This window comes from Micromonospora sp. NPDC049529 (assembly GCF_055586685.1).
Genome location: NZ_JBVJHT010000015.1, coordinates 148,302 through 169,073, shown reverse-complemented (window position 1 = coordinate 169,073; position 20,772 = coordinate 148,302). Strand labels below are relative to the sequence as shown.

15 protein-coding genes and 2 pseudogenes are annotated in these 20,772 nt (G+C 70.0%); 8 read left to right on the top strand and 9 right to left on the bottom strand.

The genetic code is table 11. The features are described from left to right. Positions 1–45: 45 nt before the first annotated feature. Complete coding sequence (locus ACZ6QQ_RS26020) at positions 46–5,676, top strand: ThuA domain-containing protein (RefSeq protein WP_465879784.1); 5,631 nt, start codon at positions 46–48, stop codon at positions 5,674–5,676. A gap of 166 nt (positions 5,677–5,842) precedes the next feature. Here ACZ6QQ_RS26020 and ACZ6QQ_RS26015 read toward each other — a convergent pair whose 3' ends face one another. Further along, positions 5,843–6,019 (bottom strand): hypothetical protein, encoded by a 177-nt coding sequence (locus ACZ6QQ_RS26015; RefSeq protein WP_465879782.1) that lies wholly within the window; start codon positions 6,017–6,019, stop codon positions 5,843–5,845. A 477-nt stretch (positions 6,020–6,496) separates the two neighbouring features. After that, positions 6,497–7,156, bottom strand: a complete 660-nt coding sequence (locus tag ACZ6QQ_RS26010) for a GOLPH3/VPS74 family protein (RefSeq protein ID WP_465879781.1) — start codon at positions 7,154–7,156, stop codon at positions 6,497–6,499. A 158-nt stretch (positions 7,157–7,314) separates the two neighbouring features. Here ACZ6QQ_RS26010 and ACZ6QQ_RS26005 point away from each other — a divergent pair. After that, positions 7,315–7,497, top strand: a pseudogene (locus ACZ6QQ_RS26005) (IS5/IS1182 family transposase); the annotation flags it as partial. Between the two features lie 152 nt (positions 7,498–7,649). On the opposite strand, the gene ACZ6QQ_RS26000 reads toward ACZ6QQ_RS26005, so the two are convergent. Together ACZ6QQ_RS26000 and ACZ6QQ_RS25995 are read right to left on the bottom strand one after the other, a co-directional pair. Continuing rightward, positions 7,650–8,273: an NADPH-dependent F420 reductase gene (locus ACZ6QQ_RS26000; protein WP_465879780.1), complete on the bottom strand. Its 624-nt coding sequence runs from the start codon at positions 8,271–8,273 to the stop codon at positions 7,650–7,652. Between the two features lie 185 nt (positions 8,274–8,458). Next, complete coding sequence (locus tag ACZ6QQ_RS25995; protein WP_465879779.1) at positions 8,459–9,193, bottom strand: SDR family NAD(P)-dependent oxidoreductase; 735 nt, start codon at positions 9,191–9,193, stop codon at positions 8,459–8,461. A gap of 144 nt (positions 9,194–9,337) precedes the next feature. Here ACZ6QQ_RS25995 and ACZ6QQ_RS25990 point away from each other — a divergent pair, with 144 nt between their 5' ends. Both ACZ6QQ_RS25990 and ACZ6QQ_RS25985 read left to right on the top strand, forming a co-directional pair. After that, positions 9,338–9,979 (top strand): TetR/AcrR family transcriptional regulator, encoded by a 642-nt coding sequence (locus ACZ6QQ_RS25990; RefSeq protein ID WP_465879778.1) that lies wholly within the window; start codon positions 9,338–9,340, stop codon positions 9,977–9,979. Between the two features lie 495 nt (positions 9,980–10,474). Further along, positions 10,475–10,993 carry a hypothetical protein gene (locus ACZ6QQ_RS25985; protein WP_465879777.1) on the top strand — a complete coding sequence of 173 codons (519 nt, stop codon included), beginning with the start codon at positions 10,475–10,477 and terminating at the stop codon, positions 10,991–10,993. A gap of 83 nt (positions 10,994–11,076) precedes the next feature. Here ACZ6QQ_RS25985 and ACZ6QQ_RS25980 read toward each other — a convergent pair whose 3' ends face one another. Continuing rightward, complete coding sequence (locus ACZ6QQ_RS25980) at positions 11,077–11,754, bottom strand: YoaK family protein (protein ID WP_465879776.1); 678 nt, start codon at positions 11,752–11,754, stop codon at positions 11,077–11,079. Between the two features lie 198 nt (positions 11,755–11,952). Between ACZ6QQ_RS25980 and ACZ6QQ_RS25975 the strand changes: the two genes are divergently transcribed. After that, entirely contained in the window at positions 11,953–12,831 is an 879-nt protein-coding gene (locus ACZ6QQ_RS25975) for a CPCC family cysteine-rich protein (protein WP_465879774.1), read from the top strand. A 157-nt stretch (positions 12,832–12,988) separates the two neighbouring features. On the opposite strand, the gene ACZ6QQ_RS25970 is transcribed toward ACZ6QQ_RS25975, so the two are convergent. After that, a complete protein-coding gene (locus ACZ6QQ_RS25970) occupies positions 12,989–13,981 on the bottom strand; it encodes a MerR family transcriptional regulator (RefSeq protein WP_465879773.1) in 993 nt (330 codons plus the stop codon). Positions 13,982–14,074: 93 nt separating this feature from the next. Between ACZ6QQ_RS25970 and ACZ6QQ_RS25965 the strand changes: the two genes are divergently transcribed. Further along, positions 14,075–14,989, top strand: a complete 915-nt coding sequence (locus ACZ6QQ_RS25965) for an aminoglycoside phosphotransferase family protein (protein WP_465879772.1) — start codon at positions 14,075–14,077, stop codon at positions 14,987–14,989. Position 14,990: 1 nt separating this feature from the next. Here ACZ6QQ_RS25965 and ACZ6QQ_RS25960 read toward each other — a convergent pair. The 3 genes and pseudogenes from ACZ6QQ_RS25960 to aceA all read right to left on the bottom strand — a co-directional run. Continuing rightward, positions 14,991–15,089 (bottom strand): annotated as a pseudogene (locus tag ACZ6QQ_RS25960) (AraC family transcriptional regulator); the annotation flags it as partial. Between the two features lie 119 nt (positions 15,090–15,208). After that, the gene (aceB, locus tag ACZ6QQ_RS25955) at positions 15,209–16,822 is read right to left on the bottom strand and encodes a malate synthase A (protein ID WP_465879771.1); all 1,614 of its coding nucleotides are present in this window, start codon (positions 16,820–16,822) and stop codon (positions 15,209–15,211) included. Further along, complete coding sequence (aceA, locus tag ACZ6QQ_RS25950; RefSeq protein ID WP_465879770.1) at positions 16,822–18,132, bottom strand: isocitrate lyase; 1,311 nt, start codon at positions 18,130–18,132, stop codon at positions 16,822–16,824. Before aceA ends, aceB begins: the two co-directional genes overlap by 1 nt. A 207-nt stretch (positions 18,133–18,339) precedes the next feature. Between aceA and ACZ6QQ_RS25945 the strand changes: the two genes are divergently transcribed. Then, positions 18,340–19,764 carry a short-chain fatty acyl-CoA regulator family protein gene (locus ACZ6QQ_RS25945; protein WP_465879768.1) on the top strand — a complete coding sequence of 475 codons (1,425 nt, stop codon included), beginning with the start codon at positions 18,340–18,342 and terminating at the stop codon, positions 19,762–19,764. A gap of 106 nt (positions 19,765–19,870) precedes the next feature. Then, on the top strand, positions 19,871–20,656 hold the full coding sequence (locus tag ACZ6QQ_RS25940) for a M23 family metallopeptidase (RefSeq protein WP_465879767.1): 786 nt from the start codon (positions 19,871–19,873) through the stop codon (positions 20,654–20,656). Positions 20,657–20,772: the final 116 nt, after the last annotated feature.

Below are 20,772 nucleotides of genomic sequence, written 5' to 3'. Positions count from 1 at the left end.
TGCGGCGGCGCGCTCCCTCAACCTGACCTCTCGGAAGGAGCACCCATGCGCCGACGCCTCCTCGCGTCCGCCGCCAGTGCTGCCCTCGTCCTGACCTCGCTCGTCACCCTCACCCCGCCCGCCACCGCCGCCCCCGCGACGCCGGCGGCAGCGGAGGAGATCCTCCAGGAGGTGACCCTCGCCAAGGGCCCGGTCGCGATGGGCGAACCGATGGCCCTGACTGTGCTGCCGGACCGTACGGTCCTGCACACCTCGCGGGACGGGCGGATCTTCTCCACCGACGCGCTCGGCAACACGAAACTCGCCGGCACCATCCCGGTCTACACCCACGACGAGGACGGCCTCCAGGGCATCGCGGCCGACCCCGACTTCGCCACCAACCGGTGGGTGTACGTCTACTACTCGCCGGTGCTCGCCTCCACCCCGGCCGGCGACGCCCCGTCCAACGGCACAGACGCCGACTTCGCCCGCTGGCAGGGGCACAACCAGCTCTCCCGGTTCACCGTACGGGCGGACGGGACGATCGACCCGGCCAGCGAGAAGAAGGTCCTCCAGGTCACCGTCGACCGGGGCATGTGCTGCCACGTGGGCGGCGACCTCGACTTCGACGCCCAGGGCAACCTCTACCTGACCACCGGCGACGACACCCAGCCGTGGTCGTCCAGCGGCTACACCCCGATCGACGAGCGCGACGGGTTCAGCTGGGACTTCGACGCGCAGCGCACCTCCGGCAACACCAACGACCTGCGCGGCAAGCTGCTGCGCATCCACCCGGAGGACGACGGCACCTACACCGTGCCGGCCGGCAACCTGTTCCCGCCGGGCACCCAGAAGACCCGCCCCGAGATCTACGCGATGGGTTTCCGCAACCCGTTCCGGATGTCGGTCGACAAGCGGACCGGGGTGGTCTACGTCGGCACGTACGCCGCCGACGCCGAGGTCGCCGACCCGAACCGGGGCGACGGCGGGCACCAGGAGTTCGAGCGGATCACCGGGCCGGGCAACTTCGGCTGGCCGTACTGCCAGGGTTACAACTCGCCGTACAACGACTTCGACTTTGCCACCAACACGCCGGGGCCGAAGTTCGACTGTGCCGCCCCGGTCAACCACTCACCGCACAACACCGGCCTGACCGAGCTGCCGCCGGCCCAGCCGGCCTGGATCGCGTACGACGGTGGTCTGTCCTCGCCGCTGGGCAACGGCGGCGGTCCGATGGCCGGTCCGGTCTACCACTTCGACCCGGCCCTCGACTCGCCGACCAAGCTGCCGGCCAGCTTCGACAACAAGTTCTTCGCCGGGGAGTTCACCCAGGACTGGATCAAGACGATCACGGCCGACGGTGACGGCAGCGCCGGCACCATCGCCGACTTCCCGTGGACCCACACCCACCCGATGGACCTGGCAATGGGCCCGGAGGGCGCCCTCTACGTGCTCGACTACGGCGCCGGCTGGTTCAACGGCGACGAGAACTCCGCGCTCTACCGGATCGAGACCGCCCCGAACGGCAACCGGGCGCCGACCGCCGTCGCCACCGCCGACAAGACCTCGGGACCGGGCCCGCTCAGCGTCACGTTCAGCGCCGCCGGTTCGAACGACCCCGAAGGCGACCAGCTCAGCTACGCCTGGACGTTCGGCGACGGCGGCACCTCGACCTCCGCGAACCCGACCCACACGTACGCCGCCGACGGCACCTACCAGGCCAAGCTCACCGTGCAGGACCCGGCCGGCAACTTCGGCAGTTCCACGGTGACCATCACGGTCGGCAACACCGCCCCGACGATCACCATCACCGGCCCGGCGGCCGGATCGGTGTTCACCTTCGGTGACGCGGTGCCGTACCAGGTCACGGTGACCGACCCGGAGGACGGCACGATCGACTGCACCAGGGTCGCGGTCAACTTCGTGCTCGGCCACGACCAGCACGGCCACCCGATGACCAGTTCGACCGGCTGCTCCGGGGTCCTCCAGACCACCGCCAACAGCGAGCACGGGCCGAGCGACAACCTCTTCGGCGTGATCGACGCCGCCTACACCGACCGGGCCGGCCTGGCCGGACACGCCCAGGTGGTGCTGCAACCCCGGCACCGCCAGGCGGAGCACTTCGCCGACTCCAGTGGCAACGTGACGGTCTACCAGAGTACGGCCGCCGAGGGCGGCTACGTCGGGGCGATCAACAACGGCGAGTGGGTGTCGTTCAGCCCGTACAACCTGGTCGGGGTCACCGGGTTCACCGCCCGGGTGTCGTCGGCCAACGCCGGTGGCACGCTCCAGGTCCGTACCGGCTCGGCGACCGGCCCGGTGGTCGGCTCGGCCACCGTGCCGGGCACCGGCGGCTGGGAGAACTTCGTCACCGTGACCGGCACGGTCACCGCGCCGACCGGCACCGGCACGCTGTTCCTGACCTTCGCCGGTGACCCGACCGAGGGTCTGTTCAACGTGGACAGCTTCACCTTCACCGGCGGCGGCACCGGCAACAGTGACCTGGCCCGGCACCGCCCGGTGACGGCGTCGTCGACCTACGAGGCGTACCGGGTGCCCGGTCTGGCGGTCGACGGTGACGCCAGCACCCGCTGGTCCAGCGAGTACACCGACCCGCAGTGGATCAGCGTCGACCTGGGCGCGTCGTACGAGCTGGAGCGGGTCCGGCTGAGCTGGGAGACCGCGTCGGCGAAGGCGTACGAGATCCAGGTCTCCGACGACGGCGAGGACTGGACCACCATCCACAGCACCACGACCGGCAACGGCGGGGTGGACGACATCCAGGTCAGCGGCACCGGCCGGCACGTACGGGTGTACGCCACCGCGCGCAACACCGAGTGGGGCTACTCGCTGTTCGACTTCAACGTCTACGGACCCTCGGAGGAGGAGAACCCGCCGGAGACCTACCAGGTGTTGGTCTTCTCCAAGACCGCCGGGTTCCGCCACGACTCGGTCGAGGCCGGCATCTCCGCGATCGAACAGCTCGGCCGGGAGAACGGGTTCCGGGTCGACGCGACCGAGGACGCCGGTGCGTTCACCGCCGCCAACCTGGCCCAGTACGAGGCCGTGGTCTTCCTCTCCACCACCGGTGACGCGCTGAACGACACCCAGCAGGCGGCGTTCGAGGCGTACATCCGGGGTGGTGGTGGTTTTGTCGGCGTGCACGCGGCGGCCGACACCGAGTACGACTGGCCCTGGTACGGCGGCCTGGTCGGCGCCTGGTTCGACTCGCATCCGGCGACGCAGCCGGCCACCGTCCGGTTCGAGGACCGGGCCAACCCGTCGACCGCGCACTTCGGGCCGACCTGGACCCACACCGACGAGTGGTACAACTACCGCGCCAACCCTCGGGCCAACGTGAAGGTGCTCGCCACCGTGGACGAGTCGACCTACAGCGGCGGCGGGATGGGTGCGGACCACCCGATCACCTGGTGCCAGGAGTACGACGGCGGCCGGTCCTGGTACACCGGCATGGGTCACACCGCGCAGTCGTTCGCCCAGGAGAACTACACGAAGATGCTGCTCGGCGGCATCCGACTGGCCGCCGACCAGGCCGACGCCGACTGCCGGCCGGAGACCGGCTACACGCCCCTGTTCGACGGCACCCAGGCCAGTTTCGACCACTGGGAGCAGGCCGGTCCGGGTGGCTTCACCCTGGCCGACGGCACACTCAGCTCGTTCGGTGGGATGGGCCTGCTCTGGTACCCGCAGCGGTCGTACGCGAACTACTCGCTCAAGGTCGACTGGATGATGCCGGGCGACGACAACGGCGGGGTGTTTATCGGGTTCCCGGATCCGCAGGGTGACCCGTGGAAGCCGGTCGACGCCGGGCACGAGATCCAGATCGACGCCACCGACAACGATCCGACCCGGACCACCGGCAGTGTCTACAGCTTCAAGGCCCCGGACACCGCCCTGCGGGCGGCGAACCTCAACCCGCCGGGGGAGTGGAACACGTACGACATCCGGGTGCACGGGCAGCAGGTGGAGATCTTCCTCAACGGGGTGAAGATCACCGAGTACACCAGTACCCGCAACATCGCCGACGGCCACTTCGGCGTGCAGAACGACGGTGCCGGACTGGAGATCAACTACCGGAACATCCGGGTCAGGACGGACGCGGCCAACACCGACGACCTGGCGCTGAACCGTCCGGTGACCGCGTCCTCGGTCGAGCCGAACTCGTCGCACGCGCCCGGCAACGCCGTCGACGGCAACCCCACCACCCGGTGGGCCAGCGAGCACGAGATCGACCCGCAGTGGATCAGCGTCGACCTGGGCGCGGTCTACGACCTGAACCGGGTACGCCTCAACTGGGAGGCCGCCTACGCCAGCGCGTACGAGGTGGAAACCTCGACCGACGGATCCACCTGGACCCCGCTGCACGCCACCACCACCGGTGACGGCGGGGTCGACGACCTCGCGGTCGACGGCACCGGCCGCCACGTGCGGGTCACCGGCACCGCACGGGCCACCGAATGGGGTTACTCGCTCTTCGACATCAACGTCCACGGCACCCCGGCCACCGAGGAGCCGGACGACGACACCACCGCCCCGACGACCGCAGCCGAGGTCGCCGGACCGAACACCGCCGGCTGGTACACCGGTCCGGCCACGGTCACGCTGACCTCGACCGACGAGACCGGCGGCAGCGGGGTCGGCTCCACCGAGTACCAGCTCGACGGCGATCCCGCGTGGACCGTCTACACCGGCCCGGTCCGGGTCGCCGGCGACGGCGTCCACGTGCTGCGCCACCGGGCCACCGACCGGGCCGGCAACCTGTCCACCCCCGGTCAGGTCGAGGTGAAGATCGACGCCACCGCGCCGGTCAGCTCCGCGACCTTCGCCCCGGCCAACGACAACGGCTGGCACGCCGGGGCCATCCCGGTCACGCTCGCCGCCGCCGACGCCGGATCGGGACCGCAGGGGATCGAATGGTCGCTCGACGGCGGCCCCTGGACGGCGTACTCGACCCCGGTCGCCGTCACCGGCGACGGGCAGCACGAGCTGCTCTACCGGGCGAAGGACGCGGCCGGCAACGCCGAGACCCTGAAGTCCGCGCTGGTGCGGATCGACGGAACGAAGCCGACCGTGATCCTCTCCGGGCTCGCCGACGGCCAGCTCTACGGCGACAGCGGGGAGGTCCGGATCACCTTCCAGGCCGTCGACCCGACCTCCGGCGTCGCGGCCACGGTCGGAAAACTCGACGGTACGCCGTACGCCAGCAACACCCTGCAAGCCCTGTACGACCTCACCCTGGGCCTGCACGAGCTCACCGTCACCGCCACCGACCGGGCCGGCAACAGCACCACCAGCTCGGTACGCTTCTTCGTCACCACCTCGTTCCGGGACATCCAGCACCTGCTGGACCGGTTCGAGGCGACCAGCCGGCTCTCCACCAAGGCCCACCGGCAGTTGTCGAACAAGTTGACCGCGGCCCGTGACTCGGAGGCGGCCGGTAACGACAGGCGGGCGGTCCAGCAACTCGCCGCCCTCGCCGTACTCGCCTCGGATCCGGCCCTGGTGCCCGACCCCGACGTACGCGGCGTCCTGGTACGCGACACCGACGCCATGATCGTGTCCCTCGGCGGTGCCGCCAGCACCGCCGGAGTCGACGCGAACTCCGGCCGTCAACTGGGCGGCACCGGTCGTCCCGACGGCGACACCACCCGGATCACCACGGGCGGCAAGCTGTAGCCAACCGCCAGGTGGGGAAGGGCCGCCGACCCCGGCCGCCCTTTCCCCACCTGGCGGGACCGACCGCCACGGCGGGGTGATCGTCATGTGGACCGAGGCGTTCGAAGCACTGGTCGTCACGAATGTGTGGCGCGGGTGTCGGGGTGCATCCTCGGCACCCGGAGGCTCAGCGCAGGGCGATGTGGGCGTCGGTGAGGAAGCGGTCGCGGTCGTCGCCGTAAGCGATTGCCGCGTTGTAGACGGCGTCGATCGCGGCGACCAGGGGATCGTCGTTCGCCAGGGCAATCAGGGCGGGCAACGCGGCGTCGCGTGGCGGATCCGGACGCCTGACCTTGGTCGACACGATCTCCGCGGAGCGCGTCTGATGGAGATGGTGGTTCGCAAGATGCGAACGCGAGCTTCACCACCAGAGCCACTGGGCGTTGTGGTGATGCTGCCGGATGGTGTCGACGATCCCGTCGCCGTGATATTCCTTGACGGCATTTCGGCACGCGACTCGCGCTGCTTGACGTTCTCTACTGGTCCAGACCTGACTGATGAACCAGCGGGAGGGACCACCGCCACCGACGAGAGATCGCAGGTCGGTTCGCGGATGATGCGGACCATCTTCGTCCGTACGAGACATGGTTGACCCCTTTCGGGGCCGCGAATGCGGCCACCTAAAGGGGGTGGAACGCGGCGCTTATTTCCGCACGGGGGTCGACGACCACGACTCGCAGGATAGACCAGGCATCCGCACATCGGGCGCTCCGCGTGCCGGCCGGCACCGAGGTTGCCCACGATGCGTGACAGTTTCCCATTGTTGGCGGACGGGGGCAGGTCAGGCGGTCGCGCCGGCAGCGGTTGCCGCTGCTGTTGAGGCCGTGCGGGCGTCGTCGATTATCCTTTCCACCGCGTTCGCGGCCCACACCGATCGTCGAAACTCAGCGAAGCGGTTGCGCACCTGCATGGGCGGTAGATCCGGTACGACGTGCGGTTCCCATCCCATTGCGCTGACCAGGCCGCACAGGGCCGCTGTCCGCGCATCAACGTGCTCCGGTCGGGTCGCGGCAGCCCGTATCTGTCGGTGGGCCGCTGCCTTGGCTGGTGGTTCCGAGCCGTCCTGGGTGGGATAGCGGGTACGAGGAAACACCTTCCACATCTTGTCGGTTTCGCGCCGTAGGGTGCCTACGTCGATGAGTTGGCTCAGCACGGCCGTGCGTACATTCTTGGTTAACCGGATAATCCAGTCTCTGGGCTCGCGGGCCCTGCGGTCGTGCTGCAAGCGGTGGAGGGCGAGGTCCATCAGCCGGACGCCGGTGGGTGCCGGATCTGTGACGACGACGTACTTACCGGCAACGTCGATGCGTCCCGCCAGGGCCAGGTCCGTGAGCAACGCTCCGGCCAGGCCGTAGTCGAGGTTCGCGTCGGTGCCTCTGGCCACGCCGTCGTTGTCGTAGGCGAGCAACGCGATCAGCTCGGCAAGGGACATGTCGGCCATGATTGGACCGTAGCCGTGGCAGTCAACGATCCACGGAGCCATTTCCATCGTGACGGTGCAGGTCACGAGTAGGGCGAGGTCTGATGTGGACATGCGGCGAGGCTCCCCGGTAGGACGGCAGTCGACCAAGATCCGACGCACCAACCGGGAGCCTCGCTGTGCTGTCTCACCCCGCCGCGATTGCGCTGTCCACCCGCAGCCTGAACCACCTCGCCGACCTTATCCGGGCCCACCGCGTCCAGCGCCGGTCCCGATGGCGACGCCTCGATCCCGGCGGGCAAGCCCTGCTCGCCCTGGCACACCTGCGCGACGGCGACACCTCGACCCGCCTGGCTTGCGGATCCGCTCCGTCGGCGAACGCGCCAACGCGGCCGTCAAAACCTGGAAAACCTTGACCAAGCTGCGCTGCTGCCCACACCGCACCACGCGATCGTGCAGACCATCCTCGTCGGGGCGCACGGCTCCTTGTTCGCCGACTGCTCGGCCCCGGGGCTCAGCCGGTGAATTCGTTGACGCCGAGGGCGAAGTCCCAGTGGCCGACCCCGTTGCCGGCAAGCCCCACCGTGACCACGCCCACTCCTTCCAGCCAGTGCGCCATTTTCAGGCCGCCGACGTCCAGCGGGCGCAGCCCGAGGCTCTCGATGAATGCCGCCACGCCCGCCTTGGCCTGCGCATCGTCGCCAGCGATGAAGACGTTGGGTCGGCCCTTCTCCAGGACATTACGGAAGATGGTGTTGAATGCCTTCACCACGCTGGCGCTGGCCGGGGCCACCTTGGCGACTTCCTGCGCGATCGAGGTCTCCTCGCTGTGGGCCAGTCCGTCGAACGTGGCGTTGAAGGGGTTGCTGATGTCGACGATGACCTTGCCCGCGAGGGCGTCTCCGTACTCGGCGACGACCGGAACGACACCGTCGTACAGCAGGGCCATGATGACGATGTCCCCGGTTGGGACGGCGCCCCACCTGCCCGTCGTCGCGCCGCCGGCCAGAGCCTTCGCCAGGTCATCGGCCTTGGACTGATCGCGTCCCATGACCTCGACGGTGTTGCCGCCCGCCACCGCGAGCGTGCCGATGGTACGGGCCATGTTCCCCGTACCGATGAGGGTGATGCTGCTCATGAGGTGTGCTCTCTTCCTGTTCCCGAGGTGTCGCTCTGTCTCGTTCGTGCCGGGTCAGGCGCCGGGCGTCGGCCGCGACGTTTCTGGGCCAACTACCGCGCCTTTCCCGGCACCTCCGGCTCGTCGGCTTTCGCCGGTAGATTGGGTTGTTGGGGGGTGTGACCGCGGCATTCCTGATGTGTGGTTCAGATGGCGGTGGTGCCGCCGTCGGCGACCAGTTCCAGGCCGTTGACGTAGCTGGAGTCGTCGGAGGCGAGGAACAGGGCGACGGTGGCGATTTCTTCGGGGCGGCCCATTTTCCCGCGGGGGATGAGGGACTCGAACTGGCGCTTGGTGGCCTCGTCGAAGAGTTCTTCCTGCTTGGCGGTGGCGACCTGGCCGGGGGTCAGAACGTTGACCCGGATCTTGCGGTCGCGCAGTTCGTTGAGCCAGACGCGGGCCCAGGCCTGCTGGACGGCCTTGCTGCCGGCGTAGAGGCTCCAGCCGGGGAAGGCGCCGAGGGAGGCGTTGGAGCCGGTCATGAGGATGGAGCCGCCGTCGTTGAAGAGCGGGAGGGCCTTCTGGACGGTGAACAGGGTGCCCCGGGCGTTGAGCCCGAACCAGGTGTCGAACTGGGCCTCGGTGATCTCGCCGAGCGGGGCGGGCTCGCCGCCGCCGGCGCTGGCCCACAGTACGTCGAGGCTTCCCTTCTCCCGCTTGACGGTGTCGTACAGGCGGTCCAGGTCGTCCAGGTCGGCGGCGTCGCCCTGGACACCGGTGACGTTGCGGCCGATCTGCTTCACGGCCTCGTCCAGGGCGTCCTGGCGGCGGCCGGTGATGAAGACGTGCGCTCCCTCGTCGACGAACAGCTTCGCGCCGGCCAGCGCCATGCCGGTGGTGCCGCCAGTGATGACCGCTACCTTGCCGTCGAGCTTTCCCATGATCGCTCCTTTGGGTCGGTGGTGCCGTGCGCACCCGGGGCGATGTTGTTATGTAAACCGCCCTGTGTGCTTACGGTACGGGGCGGGCGGCCGGGACGCAAACTATGTACACCGGTCGTTACCCAGCTGGGGTACCATGGAGCCATGACAGAACTGGAGAAGGGCCCCCAGGGTCGCCGCCGCGGCCGGGGTGCCCGCGAGCGCATCATCAGCGCCTCCCAGCAGCTGTTCCGCGAGCAGGGCATCAACCGCACCGGCATGGACCAGCTTTGCGCGGCGGCCCAGGTGTCCAAGCGCACGGCCTACCAGCACTTCACCGGCAAGGACGAACTCGTCGCCGAGTACCTGCGCCGGTTCGACCCCTCCGTTCTGTCCGGCGTTTTCGACCGCACAGACCTCACGCCGCGCGAGCGGCTCCTGGCCGCGTTCGACGTCCCTCCCACCACCCCCCTGTGCCCCTACATCGGCGCCGCCGTCGAACTTCACGATCCCCAGCACCCCGCATCCCAGTACGCGCGCAACTACAAGGAAGCCGTCGCCGCGCGGCTCGCCGACACCGCCCGGGAAGCCGGCGCCGCCGAGCCTGAACAGCTCGGCGAGCAGCTCGCGCTGCTCATCGACGGCGCCGCGGCCCGGACCCGGGTTCTCAACTCCGACGCCTTCCCCACCGCCGCCGCCATCGCCGCCGTCCTGATCGACAACGCCATCCCCGCGTCGTCTCCTCGGCAGCCCAGCGATGACCGCGGAACTACCGGGTCTGCTCCCGTTCCGGTGGGAGGCCGATGACCGCCCGATCACGCCTTGTCGGCCGGAAGACGACGTCGAGTTCGGCGTGGCCAAAGCGGTGGATCACGCCGGCTTCGCGGGCCCGGCGAACGCGGCCAACGCCGAGCTCACGTACCGGTGCGCAGCCCAGCAAGCCGAGCATCGCGATCGGCGCGAAGGTCTTTCGGGATGCCGCATCGGCGTGTGGTGGTGATGAGCGCGTCGCTCAGCAGGTCTTGGTCGGTGCACCAGGTCGGAAAGACGCGTAGGTCGGAGTCGGTGTGCGACCGTGCGCATCCTCGGTGCCGACCGAGGTAGGCGGCCACCGCCGTACGGAGAACGGGCGATCAGGCGAGACGGCACCGGGACCGGAATCGGGAGCGGTAGTCACACACCTCACGGCGCGTCACAGTCACAGGCAGTGCCAGCATTCTCCGGGCCTCGGATGAGTGCGGCCCGCGCGGGGGCTGTCAGTGGCAGGACGCCGGAGGTGTAGGCGTCAGTCACAATTCTCCGGTGGTGTTCGACTTCGGGATCGCTGGGTATCAGCCACGTTGGATCAACGGGGTCGACGAGGTCGCCAACCGTCACGGTCGCCGGCTGCGTGGCCTCGTCGGCCGCCGGCTGACGGGTACGTGGGTCGTGTGGGATGCCGATGACGACGAGTGGTTTGCTGACTGTCCGGTGGTGCTCGACTTCGCCGGGGAGCGCCTGGAGGTCAATCATCAGAAGTTTGATGATCTGTCGATCACGTGGAACTCCGTGGACGTGGCCCGCGCCCCGGTGTGGCCGACCTCAGACGGCTTCCGGCTGGTCTGGCGCGACAACGTTCCCGCCGTGTTGGCTGCCCGGTGCGGGCAGCAACTTGCGTCGGTGGAGCTTCTCGAGTGGGCTGGCGGCGACCTGGCCGATGGCGCCGTCACCCTTGGCCTCCGCTTTGCGGACGGCTGGCTGACCCTGTACAACGCCCTGGACGAGAACGGAATCGAGTTCGGCCAACTCGACCCACAGTACCGCCGACACCGCCTGGGGTGAGCCCAGCCGCTCGCGCCATGAGGTGGCCGGCTCTGGCGTTGCCACCGGCCGGTGTCTGGCCCGGAGCGGCGTGGCACCGCCGGTCAGCGCCAGCTGTCCGCACGGGGACGAGCGGCGGCCACCTCGGCGGCGATCGCGTACCCGACCAGCAGCAGCGCGGCCAGCCACAGCGGCGCGGGCAGGGCCAGCCAGCGCAGCAGGGCGGCACCCACGATCGCACCGCAGAGCAACGCCAGCACGGACAGCAGCGGCCGAGGCGACAGCGACGCGTGGCCGGCGTCCACCGCTAGGCCGGTGATGCTCCGGGTCAGCACGGTGGTGGGCAGACCGGGCACGCCGAGACGACGGACCACCCCGTTCTGCCCACCCATCGCCATCCCCAGTAGCCCGAGCAGCCCGAGCTGGGTAGCCAGGTTCGGTACCCCGACGACGGTGACGACGATCGCGGCCACAACGACGAGCCCGGCCTGTACTCCGGTGGCGACGGCCAGCAGGCGGCCCCGGTGCGGGGTCCGGTCGGCCGCCCACCGGCCGCCGAGCCGGGCGCCCAGTGCGAAGGCCGCCAATGCCAGCAGACTCGCCTCGATCGAGACCCCGCCCGTGCCGGCGACGGCGAAACCGAGAAACACGACGTTGCCGGTCATGTTGGCCACGAAAACGCGGCCCAGGCCCAACAGGCTGAACGCGTCCACGAGGCCGGCGACGACGGTCAGACCAACCAGAAGCCCAGGCAGGGGCCCCTGCGGACGCCGCTCGGTCACCGCCTCAGCCTAGTGCAGCGACCGGCCCAGCCGGGCCGTGACGCGTACGGCCCGCCGCCGGCAGGGCGTGCGACCAATCGTCCACCTGTGTTCGACAGCACTGTCATCGACCGTCGAAGATGAGTCAATTGTCCTGCTCGGTCGTCGGGCTGGTGATCCGCAGCTGCCGTGAGATCCGAGAGGATCGTTGCACCGAAAATGCGCAGGACTCGGCGGCGTTCCTGGTGCACGCTCAATGGCGTGAACCTTGCCTACCCCTGCGTGTGCTGCGGATATCGGACGCTTTCGGAGCCCCCCGGATCTCACGAGATCTGCCTCCTGTGCGGGTGGGAGGACGACATCTATCAGCTCCGCTGGCCATATCGGACGGGTGGCGCAAACGGAGGCTCGTTGATCGATGCCCAGCAGAGCTTCACCGCGTCCGGTTCCAGCGGCGATGCCAGCCGTGTGCGAGTCTGCGCCGACAGTGTCGATTTCGTCCGGGACCCCTTCTGGCGCCCCGTCGATGATGGCCGCGACCGGTTCGAGCCACACGGCGGAGATCTGGCCCCCTGGCCCGAGGATCGAACAGTCCTGTACTGGTGGCGGCGCCGCGCCGGGACAGCCTGGTGGGAGGCGGTCACACCCAGCGTTGTCGCCTTCGACGGGGAGGGCGACGCAGGGGCCACCGACTTCATCGATGCCGTGCGCGCTGTCGCCGCTGTGGCGCCGCCGGCCGATCCGGACAACCTCTCGGGCATGGCCATCGACTTCGAGCACTACCTGCAACGATGCCTGTCGATCCGACAGGTGATGGTGTCCAGCAGCCCGGATCCCGCCCGTCAACTGACCGCGCACTGCCTCGCCGAACAAGCGGCTTCACCGCACCGCGTCGCAGCGGAGATCGAGGAGGTATGGCTGCGAGACCTTCGCTACCAGCACTGGGAAACCCACGTGCTGCGGGTCACCCCGACTTCAGTGGATCTCCACCTTGCGACGAAGATCAGCGAAGACGGCTACTACATCACCGGTTCGATCATCACAGGGTGGTCCGACGGTGCCGATGTGCCGACAGCTGCCGCGTCCGTTGGCATCTGATCGGTCGCGGCAGCTGCGATCGCACTACCGCTTCCGTCGGCGGCGAAGTCTCAGGGAGCCGACCTCATGCTCGCCGGTCACTTCTGCAACGCGCAGGAATCCGCCCGATGCGCCACGTTGACCAGGTGGGCCAGCCGGCCGAGCCGCGTACCGCCGATCAGGGCGCGGGTAGGGCGGACGCGCGCAGGGCCGCGGCCAGCCACTCGTACGGAAACCGCTCCGGCGGCACGTCGTTCACGGCGCTGACCAGCTCCATGTACCGGTCGAACGGTCCCTCCGGGTCCGGCGGGGTGCGGTCCCACTCCGCGCCGTCCAGCATGTGGTCGGCCGCCTGGATCCGGAACTCGGGCGTGTCCGGCATCCCGGGGCTGTCCGGGGTCGCGAAGATCCCGGTCAGCCACCCGATCCACTGGTCGGCGATCTCCCGCCCCCTGGGCGAGTCCGGCGGCACCTGCTCCCGCGCCGCGTCCATCACCGGCTGGCCGATCGCCGCGCCCGCCTCCAGGGTGTCCAGCATCGGCGACGAGGTCATCAGCGGCCCGGCCCCGGTGGTGCACACCTCGTGCAGCTCACGGCGTACGGCCTGCCGGACCTCGGTGTCCCGGACCAGCTCGGCCAGCTCGATCCACGCCTCCAACTGGGCCGCGGTGGGATGTTCGGACAGCTCCGGCCGGGCCGCCCGCCACCACTCGACCATCCGCTCCGGCGGCTCCCAGCCGGCGGAGACCTCGGTCCAGAACTCGTCGATCAGCCGGTCGCGTTCCTCGTCCGGCATGCCGACCAGTTTGTGCATCAGCGTGACCTGCTCGGCCGTGGAGTCCTGCCGCAGGATGGCCGACAGCACCGCCCGACGGCTGCGCAGCCGTGCCTCCTGCCGTGCCAGCAGGGCCAGGTGGGTGGCGGCCAGCTCGCGCAGCGTCGCCTCGCCGGCCAGCACCCGCCGGATCTCGTCCAGGCCGGCGTCGAGTTCCCGCAGGGTCCGGACCAGTTCCAGCCGGGCGATGGCCGCCACGTCGTACAGGCGGTGCCCGGCCGGGGTGCTGGCGGCCGGCGTGACGACACCGGCGTCCGCGTAGTACCGGACGGCGCTGATGCTCAGGCCGGTCCGCCGGGCGACATCCCCGATGGGGTACAGCTCGTTCATGTCCACGACGCCCACTATGCGTTCTCAAGCGGCTTGAGATACAAGACCGGGCGTCAACCGGATGTAGGGCGCCTCGTTGCGGGACTACTGTTCTTCGGCATGACCCATGTCGGGATCGAGATCACCGCGGGGTTGGTCCGGGATCTGGTCCGCGATCAGCACCCGGACCTCGGCGATCGCCCGATTCGGCTGGGTGCGCGTGGGTGGGACAACCAAGTTTGGCGCCTCGGTGACGACCTGGCCGTCCGGCTTCCCTGGGCCACCGGGTCCGCCGACGCGCTGCTGCGCAAGGAGTACGCCTGGCTGCCCGCGCTTGCCCCGCGCCTTCCGCTGCCGGTCCCCGTACCGCAGCGACTCGGCGAGCCGTCCGAACGGTTCCCCCGGCCCTGGCTCATCACCACCTGGATTCCGGGCACACCCGCCGACCGGATGCCCGTCACCCGAGCCGTCGACGCCGCCGAATCCTTGGCCGCCTTCCTGACGGCTCTTCACCAACCCGCCCCCGGCGGCGCGCCCGCCGGCCGGGACCGCGGCGGGCCACTGGCCGACTGCGCCGACCAGTTCGCCGAGGGGCTCAGGGCCGTCACCGAGCGCGGGCTGATCCGTGACCCGGACGCCGTACGCGCCGTCTGGCACGACGCGGTCACCGCGCCCCGATGGACGGGCCCGGCGCTGTGGCTGCACGCCGACCTGCATCCGGCCAACGTCCTCACCGCCGACGGCACCCTCTGCGGCGTGATCGACTTCGGTGATCTCTGCGCGGGCGACCCGGCATACGATCTCGCCGCCGCGTGGCTCCTGCTACCGGACGACGCCACCGACCGGTTCTACGCGGCCTACCAGCGGACTCTGGACACCGCCACCGTGCGCCGCGCTCGTGGCTGGGCGATGGCGCGCGCCCTCGGCGGCATCCTCATCGGCGACGCCGGCGTCCACGGCCGCCCCGGCGGCCAGTCCACCTGGGGCCCACCCGCTCACGCCGCCCTGCAACGCCTCACCACCGCATTCCGCTGACCCGGCTCAGGTGCCCGACCGGCAGGTGTGCCCCGCGGGCCAGCGTCTCCAGGTTCGACGGCTTGGCGTACTCACGATCGATTGGGTCTCGGACCCGACGGGATCACGACGAGGTCGGCCAAGTGTGGCGCGTTCGCACGTCCGGGACATGCGGTCAGTCCTTCGAGGTGAAGAAGGGGAGCACTGCCGAGAGTGCTCCCCGACCGGTCCTGGTGCGGGTCACCCGGTGCGGCGACCCACCAGGTACGTCGCGTACGCCCCGGTGGTGAAGAACGTCGGCAGGGTTTCGCCGAGCGCTGTCCGTACGAAAATGTCCTCGGCCTCGGCCCACCGGTGCCCGGCGGCCTCCGTCCCGTCCCGGACCGCCGCGGCCTCCTCGGTGAGCAGCTTGCGGACCAGGTCCTCGTCCACCGTCCGGCCGTCGGTCAACCGCGTCCCGGTCCGGATCCACTGCCAGACCTGGCAGCGGGCGATCTCGGCGGTGGCCGCGTCCTCCATCAGGTCGAAGATCGCCACCGCGCCGCTGCCGCCCAGCCAGGCGTCCAGGTAGCGCAGCGCGACGGCGATGTTGTTGCGCAGCCCGGACTCGGTCACCGTGCCGCCGGTGGCGGCCACGTCGAGCAGGTCGGCCGGGGTCACCCGGACCTCTTCGCGGAGCCGGTCGAGCTGGTGCTGCCGGTCACCGAGCGTCCGGTCGAACACCTCCCGGCAGATCGGCACCAGGGCCGGGTGGGCGACCCAGGATCCGTCGAAGCCGTCGGTCGCCTCCCGTTCCTTGTCCTGGCGCACCTTCACCCAGGCCTGCGCGTTCGCGTCCGGGTCCCGGCTCGGGATGGCGGCGGCCATGCCGCCGATGGCGTGGGCGCCGCGCCGGTGGCAGGTCGACACCAGCAGTTCGGTGTACGCGCGCATGAACGGCACGGTCATGCTCACCTGTGCCCGGTCCGGCAGGACGAACTCCGGTCGGGCGCCGAACGTCTTGATCAGGCTGAAGATGTAGTCCCAGCGCCCGGCGTTCAGCCCCGCGCAGTGGTCGCGCAGCTCGTACAGGATCTCGTCCATCTCGAACGCGGCGGTGATCGTCTCGATCAGCACGGTGGCCCGGATGGTCCCGTGCGGCATCCCGAGCAGCCCCTGCGCCAGTACGAACACGTCGTTCCAGAGCCGCGCCTCCCGGTGACTCTCCAGTTTCGGCAGGTAGAAGTAGGGCCCGTGGCCCCGGTCGAGCTGCCGCCCGCCGCAGTGGAAGAGGTAGAGCCCGAAGTCGACCAGGCTCGCCGCCACCGGGCGACCGTCGACCAGCACGTGTTTGTCGACCAGGTGCCAGCCGCGCGGCCGGACCACTATCGTCGCCGGGTCCGGCCCGACCCGGTACCGCTTGCCGGTCTCGGCGGTGAAGTCCAGCCGCCCGTCGATCGCGTCGCGCAGGTTGAGCTGCCCACCGACCAGGTTGGACCAGGTGGGGGAGAGGGCGTCCTCGAAGTCGGCCAACCAGACCCGGGCACCGGAGTTGAGCGCGTTGACCGTCATCCGCCGGTCCGGTGGCCCGGTGATCTCGACCCGGCGGTCGGTCAGACCCGGCGCGGCACCGGCGACCCGCCAACTCGCGTCGGCCCGGATCGACGCGGTCTGCGCCAACCAGCCCAGTGACTCCTCGCCCCGGGCCAGCCGGTCCCGGCGCTGGGACCGTGCCACCAGCAGTTCTGCCCGCCGGCCGGCGAACTCCGCGTCGAGCCGGGCGACGAACGCCAGCGCCTCCGGGGTGAGGATCTCGTCGAACCGGTCACCGTCCGGCCCGGCGACGGTGATCTGCGAACGCATCGTCGCCGGCATCACGACACCGTCCCGGCGAACTGTTCCTCCTCGGTCGACCCGCGCAGCGCCACTGTGTCACTGGTCGGGTTGATCACCGTGCTGACCAGGTCGAAGTAGCCGGTGCCGACCTCGCGCTGGTGCCGGGTGGCGGTGTAGCCGTCGGCCTCGGCGGCGAACTCGCGCTCCTGGAGGTCGACGTACGCCGACATGCCGCCCGCGGCGTAGCCGTGGGCGAGCGTGAACATCGAGTGGTTCAGCGCGTGGAAACCGGCCAGGGTGATGAACTGGAACTTGTACCCCATGTGGCCCAGCTCGCGCTGGAACTTGGCGATCGTCGCGTCGTCCAGGTGCTTGCGCCAGTTGAACGAGGGCGAGCAGTTGTAGGCGAGCAACTGGTCCGGGTACTCGGCCTTGATCGCCTCGGCGAACGTACGGGCCGCGTCCAGGTCCGGAGTGGACGTCTCCATCCAGAGCAGTTCGGCGTACGGGGCGTAGGCGAGCCCTCGGGCGATGCACGGGGCCATCCCCGGCCGGACCCGGAAGAACCCCTCGGCCGAGCGCTCACCGGTGAGGAACTCGCGGTCGCGCTCGTCCACGTCAGTGGTGATCAGCGTCGCCGCGTCGGCGTCGGTACGCGCCATGATCAGTGTTGGCACGTCGGCGACGTCCGCGGCCAGCCGGGCGGCGTTCAGCGTACGGATGTGCTGGCCGGTCGGGATCAGCACCTTGCCGCCCAGGTGGCCGCACTTCTTCTCCGAGGCGAGCTGGTCCTCCCAGTGCACCGCCGCCGCGCCGGCAGTGATCATGGCGCCCATCAGCTCGTACGCGTTGAGCACCCCGCCGAAGCCGGCCTCGGCGTCGGCGACGATCGGGACCAGCCAGTCCGCCGGCCCGGTCCCACCGCCCTCGGCGTGCTGGATCCGGTCGGCCCGCAGCAGCGCGTTGTTGATCCGCCGCACCACCGCCGGCACCGAGTTCGCCGGGTAGAGGCTCTGGTCGGGGTAGGTCTGACCGGCCAGGTTGGCGTCGGCGGCGACCTGCCAGCCGGAGAGGTAGATGGCCCGCAGCCCGGCGGCCACCTGCTGCACCGCCTGGTTGCCGGTCAACGCCCCCAGCGCGGGCACGAAGTCCTCGCGGTGCAGGGACTCCCAGAGCCGCTGCGCGCCGCGTCGGGCCAGCGTCTGCTCCTCCACCACGCTGCCGCGCAGCCGGATCACGTCGTCGGCCGAGTACGTCCGCCGGATGTCACGCCAGCGCGCATCCCGCTCCCATCGCCGGCCCAGCTCCGCGGCCGTGCGTGTCGTCGTCGGTACGGTGAACTCGTCCATGTCAATGTCCTTCCATCCCGATTTGCTTGACTCGGCAGTGCTCATGGGTCGACCGTGACATAGGAGAACGTGCTGGTCGACGGCCCCAATCAGCCAACAGTTGCCAATCTTCGCCCCGGTTTTGCAAAGGTTGCGAAGGTACTGTTGGCAAACTGGCGGGCCAACCGGCCGTCACCTCGGAGAGCCGGCGGCGAAGGGATAGCGCTGATGCAGAAGGACGTGGCCGGCGCGCGGCTACGCAGGCTGCGCGAGGAACGCCGGATGACCCAGGCCGCCTTCGCGAGGATGCTCGGCATCTCGCCGAGCTACCTCAACCAGATCGAGCACGGGTCGCGGCCGCTGACCGTACCGGTGCTGCTGAGCATCAACGAGTCGCTCGGCGTCGACGCCGGGTTCTTCGCCACCCACGACACGGCCAGGCTGACCGCCGAGATCCGCGAGGTCTCCTCCGACGACACGCTGCGCATCGACATCCCGACCGAGGAGGCGGCCGAGCTGGCCCAGCGCCTGCCGCACACCGCGCACGCGCTGGTCACCATGCACCGCCGCTACCGGCAGCTGGCCGAACAGCTGGCCGCCCTCACCGGCGACCGCGAGCACGAGATGGGCGAGCTGGGATCCGGGCCGCACGAGGAGATCCGCGACTACTTCTACCAGCGGCACAACTACATCGCCGAACTCGACGAGGCGGCCGAACGGCTCGCCGCCGTGATCGGCATCCGGCCCGGCGACATGCGGCCGCTGCTGACGCAGCGGCTGGGCGTACACGGGATCCGGGTCCGGATCGGGGATCCCGGCACCGGGGGCGACAGCGACGAACTGCACCGGTACGACCCGAAGACGCAGTTGCTGCGCCTGTCCGGTTACCTGCGACCGGGGCAGGTGGCGATCCGGATGGCCACCCAACTCGCCTTCGCCGAGGTGGGCGGCAGCCTCGACAACCTGATCGACGCAGCATCGCTGAGCAGCCCGGACTCGGAGACACTGGCCCGGATCGGGCTGGCCAAGTACTTCGCCGCCGCGCTGATCCTGCCGTACACCGACTTCCACGCGCGCGCGGAGGAGTTCCGCTACGACCTCGACCGGCTCGCCACCCACTACGGCGTCGGGTACGAGACCGTCTGTCACCGGGTCAGCACGCTCCAGCGACCACGGGCGCGCGGGGTCGCCTTCTCGTTCGTCCGGGTGGACCGGGCCGGCAACATGTCCAAGCGGCAGTCGGCGACCGGTTTCCACTTCTCCCGTACCGGCGGGACCTGTCCGCTCTGGAACGTCTACGAGGCGTTCGCGGCGCCGGGGCGGATCCTGACCCAGATCGCGGCGATGCCCGACGGTCGGCGCTACTTCTGGATCGCCCGGACGGTCACCCGCGCCCCCGGCCGGTACGGCCGCCCCGGCAAGTCCTTCGCCATCGGCCTCGGCTGTGACCTGCGCCAGGCCGGTCGGCTCGTCTACTCGACCGGGCTGGACCTCGACGACGCCGACGCCGCCGTGCCGATCGGTATCGGCTGCAAGGTCTGCGAGCGCAGCGGCTGCGCGCAGCGGGCCTTCCCGCAGATCGGGCGCGGGCTGTCCATCGACGAGAACCACAGCACGTTCGCGCCGTACCCGGTGGCCGACCCGGACCACTGATCGTCCCTGGTTACCTTTCCGAGATCAATGTTCACCTATGTTGTTCATGTTCCCTCTGCCAGTCTGTGACACCGTTCACAAAGCCTCTCGGCAGAGGAGAACTCCGATGCACAGACGTTTGCTGACCGTGGTCACCGCCGCGACGCTGCTGGTGGGGGCGGTGCTGGTGCCGGCCGCACCGGCCATGGCCGCGCCCACCTTCAAGGTCCCGTTCCCCTGTGGGCAGTCCTGGTCCGGGCAGACCCGGACCGACCACAGCCCGCAGCCCGCGATCGACTTCAACCGTACGAACGACGACGGCGATCCGGTGGTGGCGAGCGCGCCGGGCACCGTGGACGTCGCGACGAACCTCGGCAACACCAGTTACGGCCGCTACATCCGGATCAACCACGGCGGCGGCCACACCACCTACTACGCCCACCTGAGCGCTTTCGCCAGCGGCATCGGGGTCGGCTCCAGCGTCGGCTACGGCACCGTGATCGGCTACGTCGGCTCCACCGGCGGCTCGACCGGACCGCACCTGCACTACGAGCAGCGGCTCAACGGCTCGTACGCCCAGGTCCGGTTCAACGGCACCCTCGCCCTCTACTACGGCACGAAGACGTACACCAGTGACAACAACTGCGGCGGTGGTGGCGGCGCCACCGGCACGGTGAACACCTCGGGGATCGACCTCAACGTGCGCTCCGGTCCGGGCACCGGTTACGCCGTCGTGGGCTCGGTCGCCGACGGTGCCCGGGTGACCATCCAGTGCCAGACGGCCGGCTCCACCGTCACCGGCACGTACGGCACCAGCAACATCTGGGACCGGATCGGCACCGGCCGGTTCATCTCGGACACGTACGTCCTCACCGGTCACGACGGTTACATCCCGGGCGTGCCCCGCTGCTGACGGCGGCCCGCCCGGTCCGCGCCGGCCGGGGGGGGGGGGGGGGGGGGGGGGGGGGGGGGGGGGGGGGGGGGGGGGGGGGGGAGGGGGGGGGGGGGGGGGGGGGGGGGGGGGAGGGA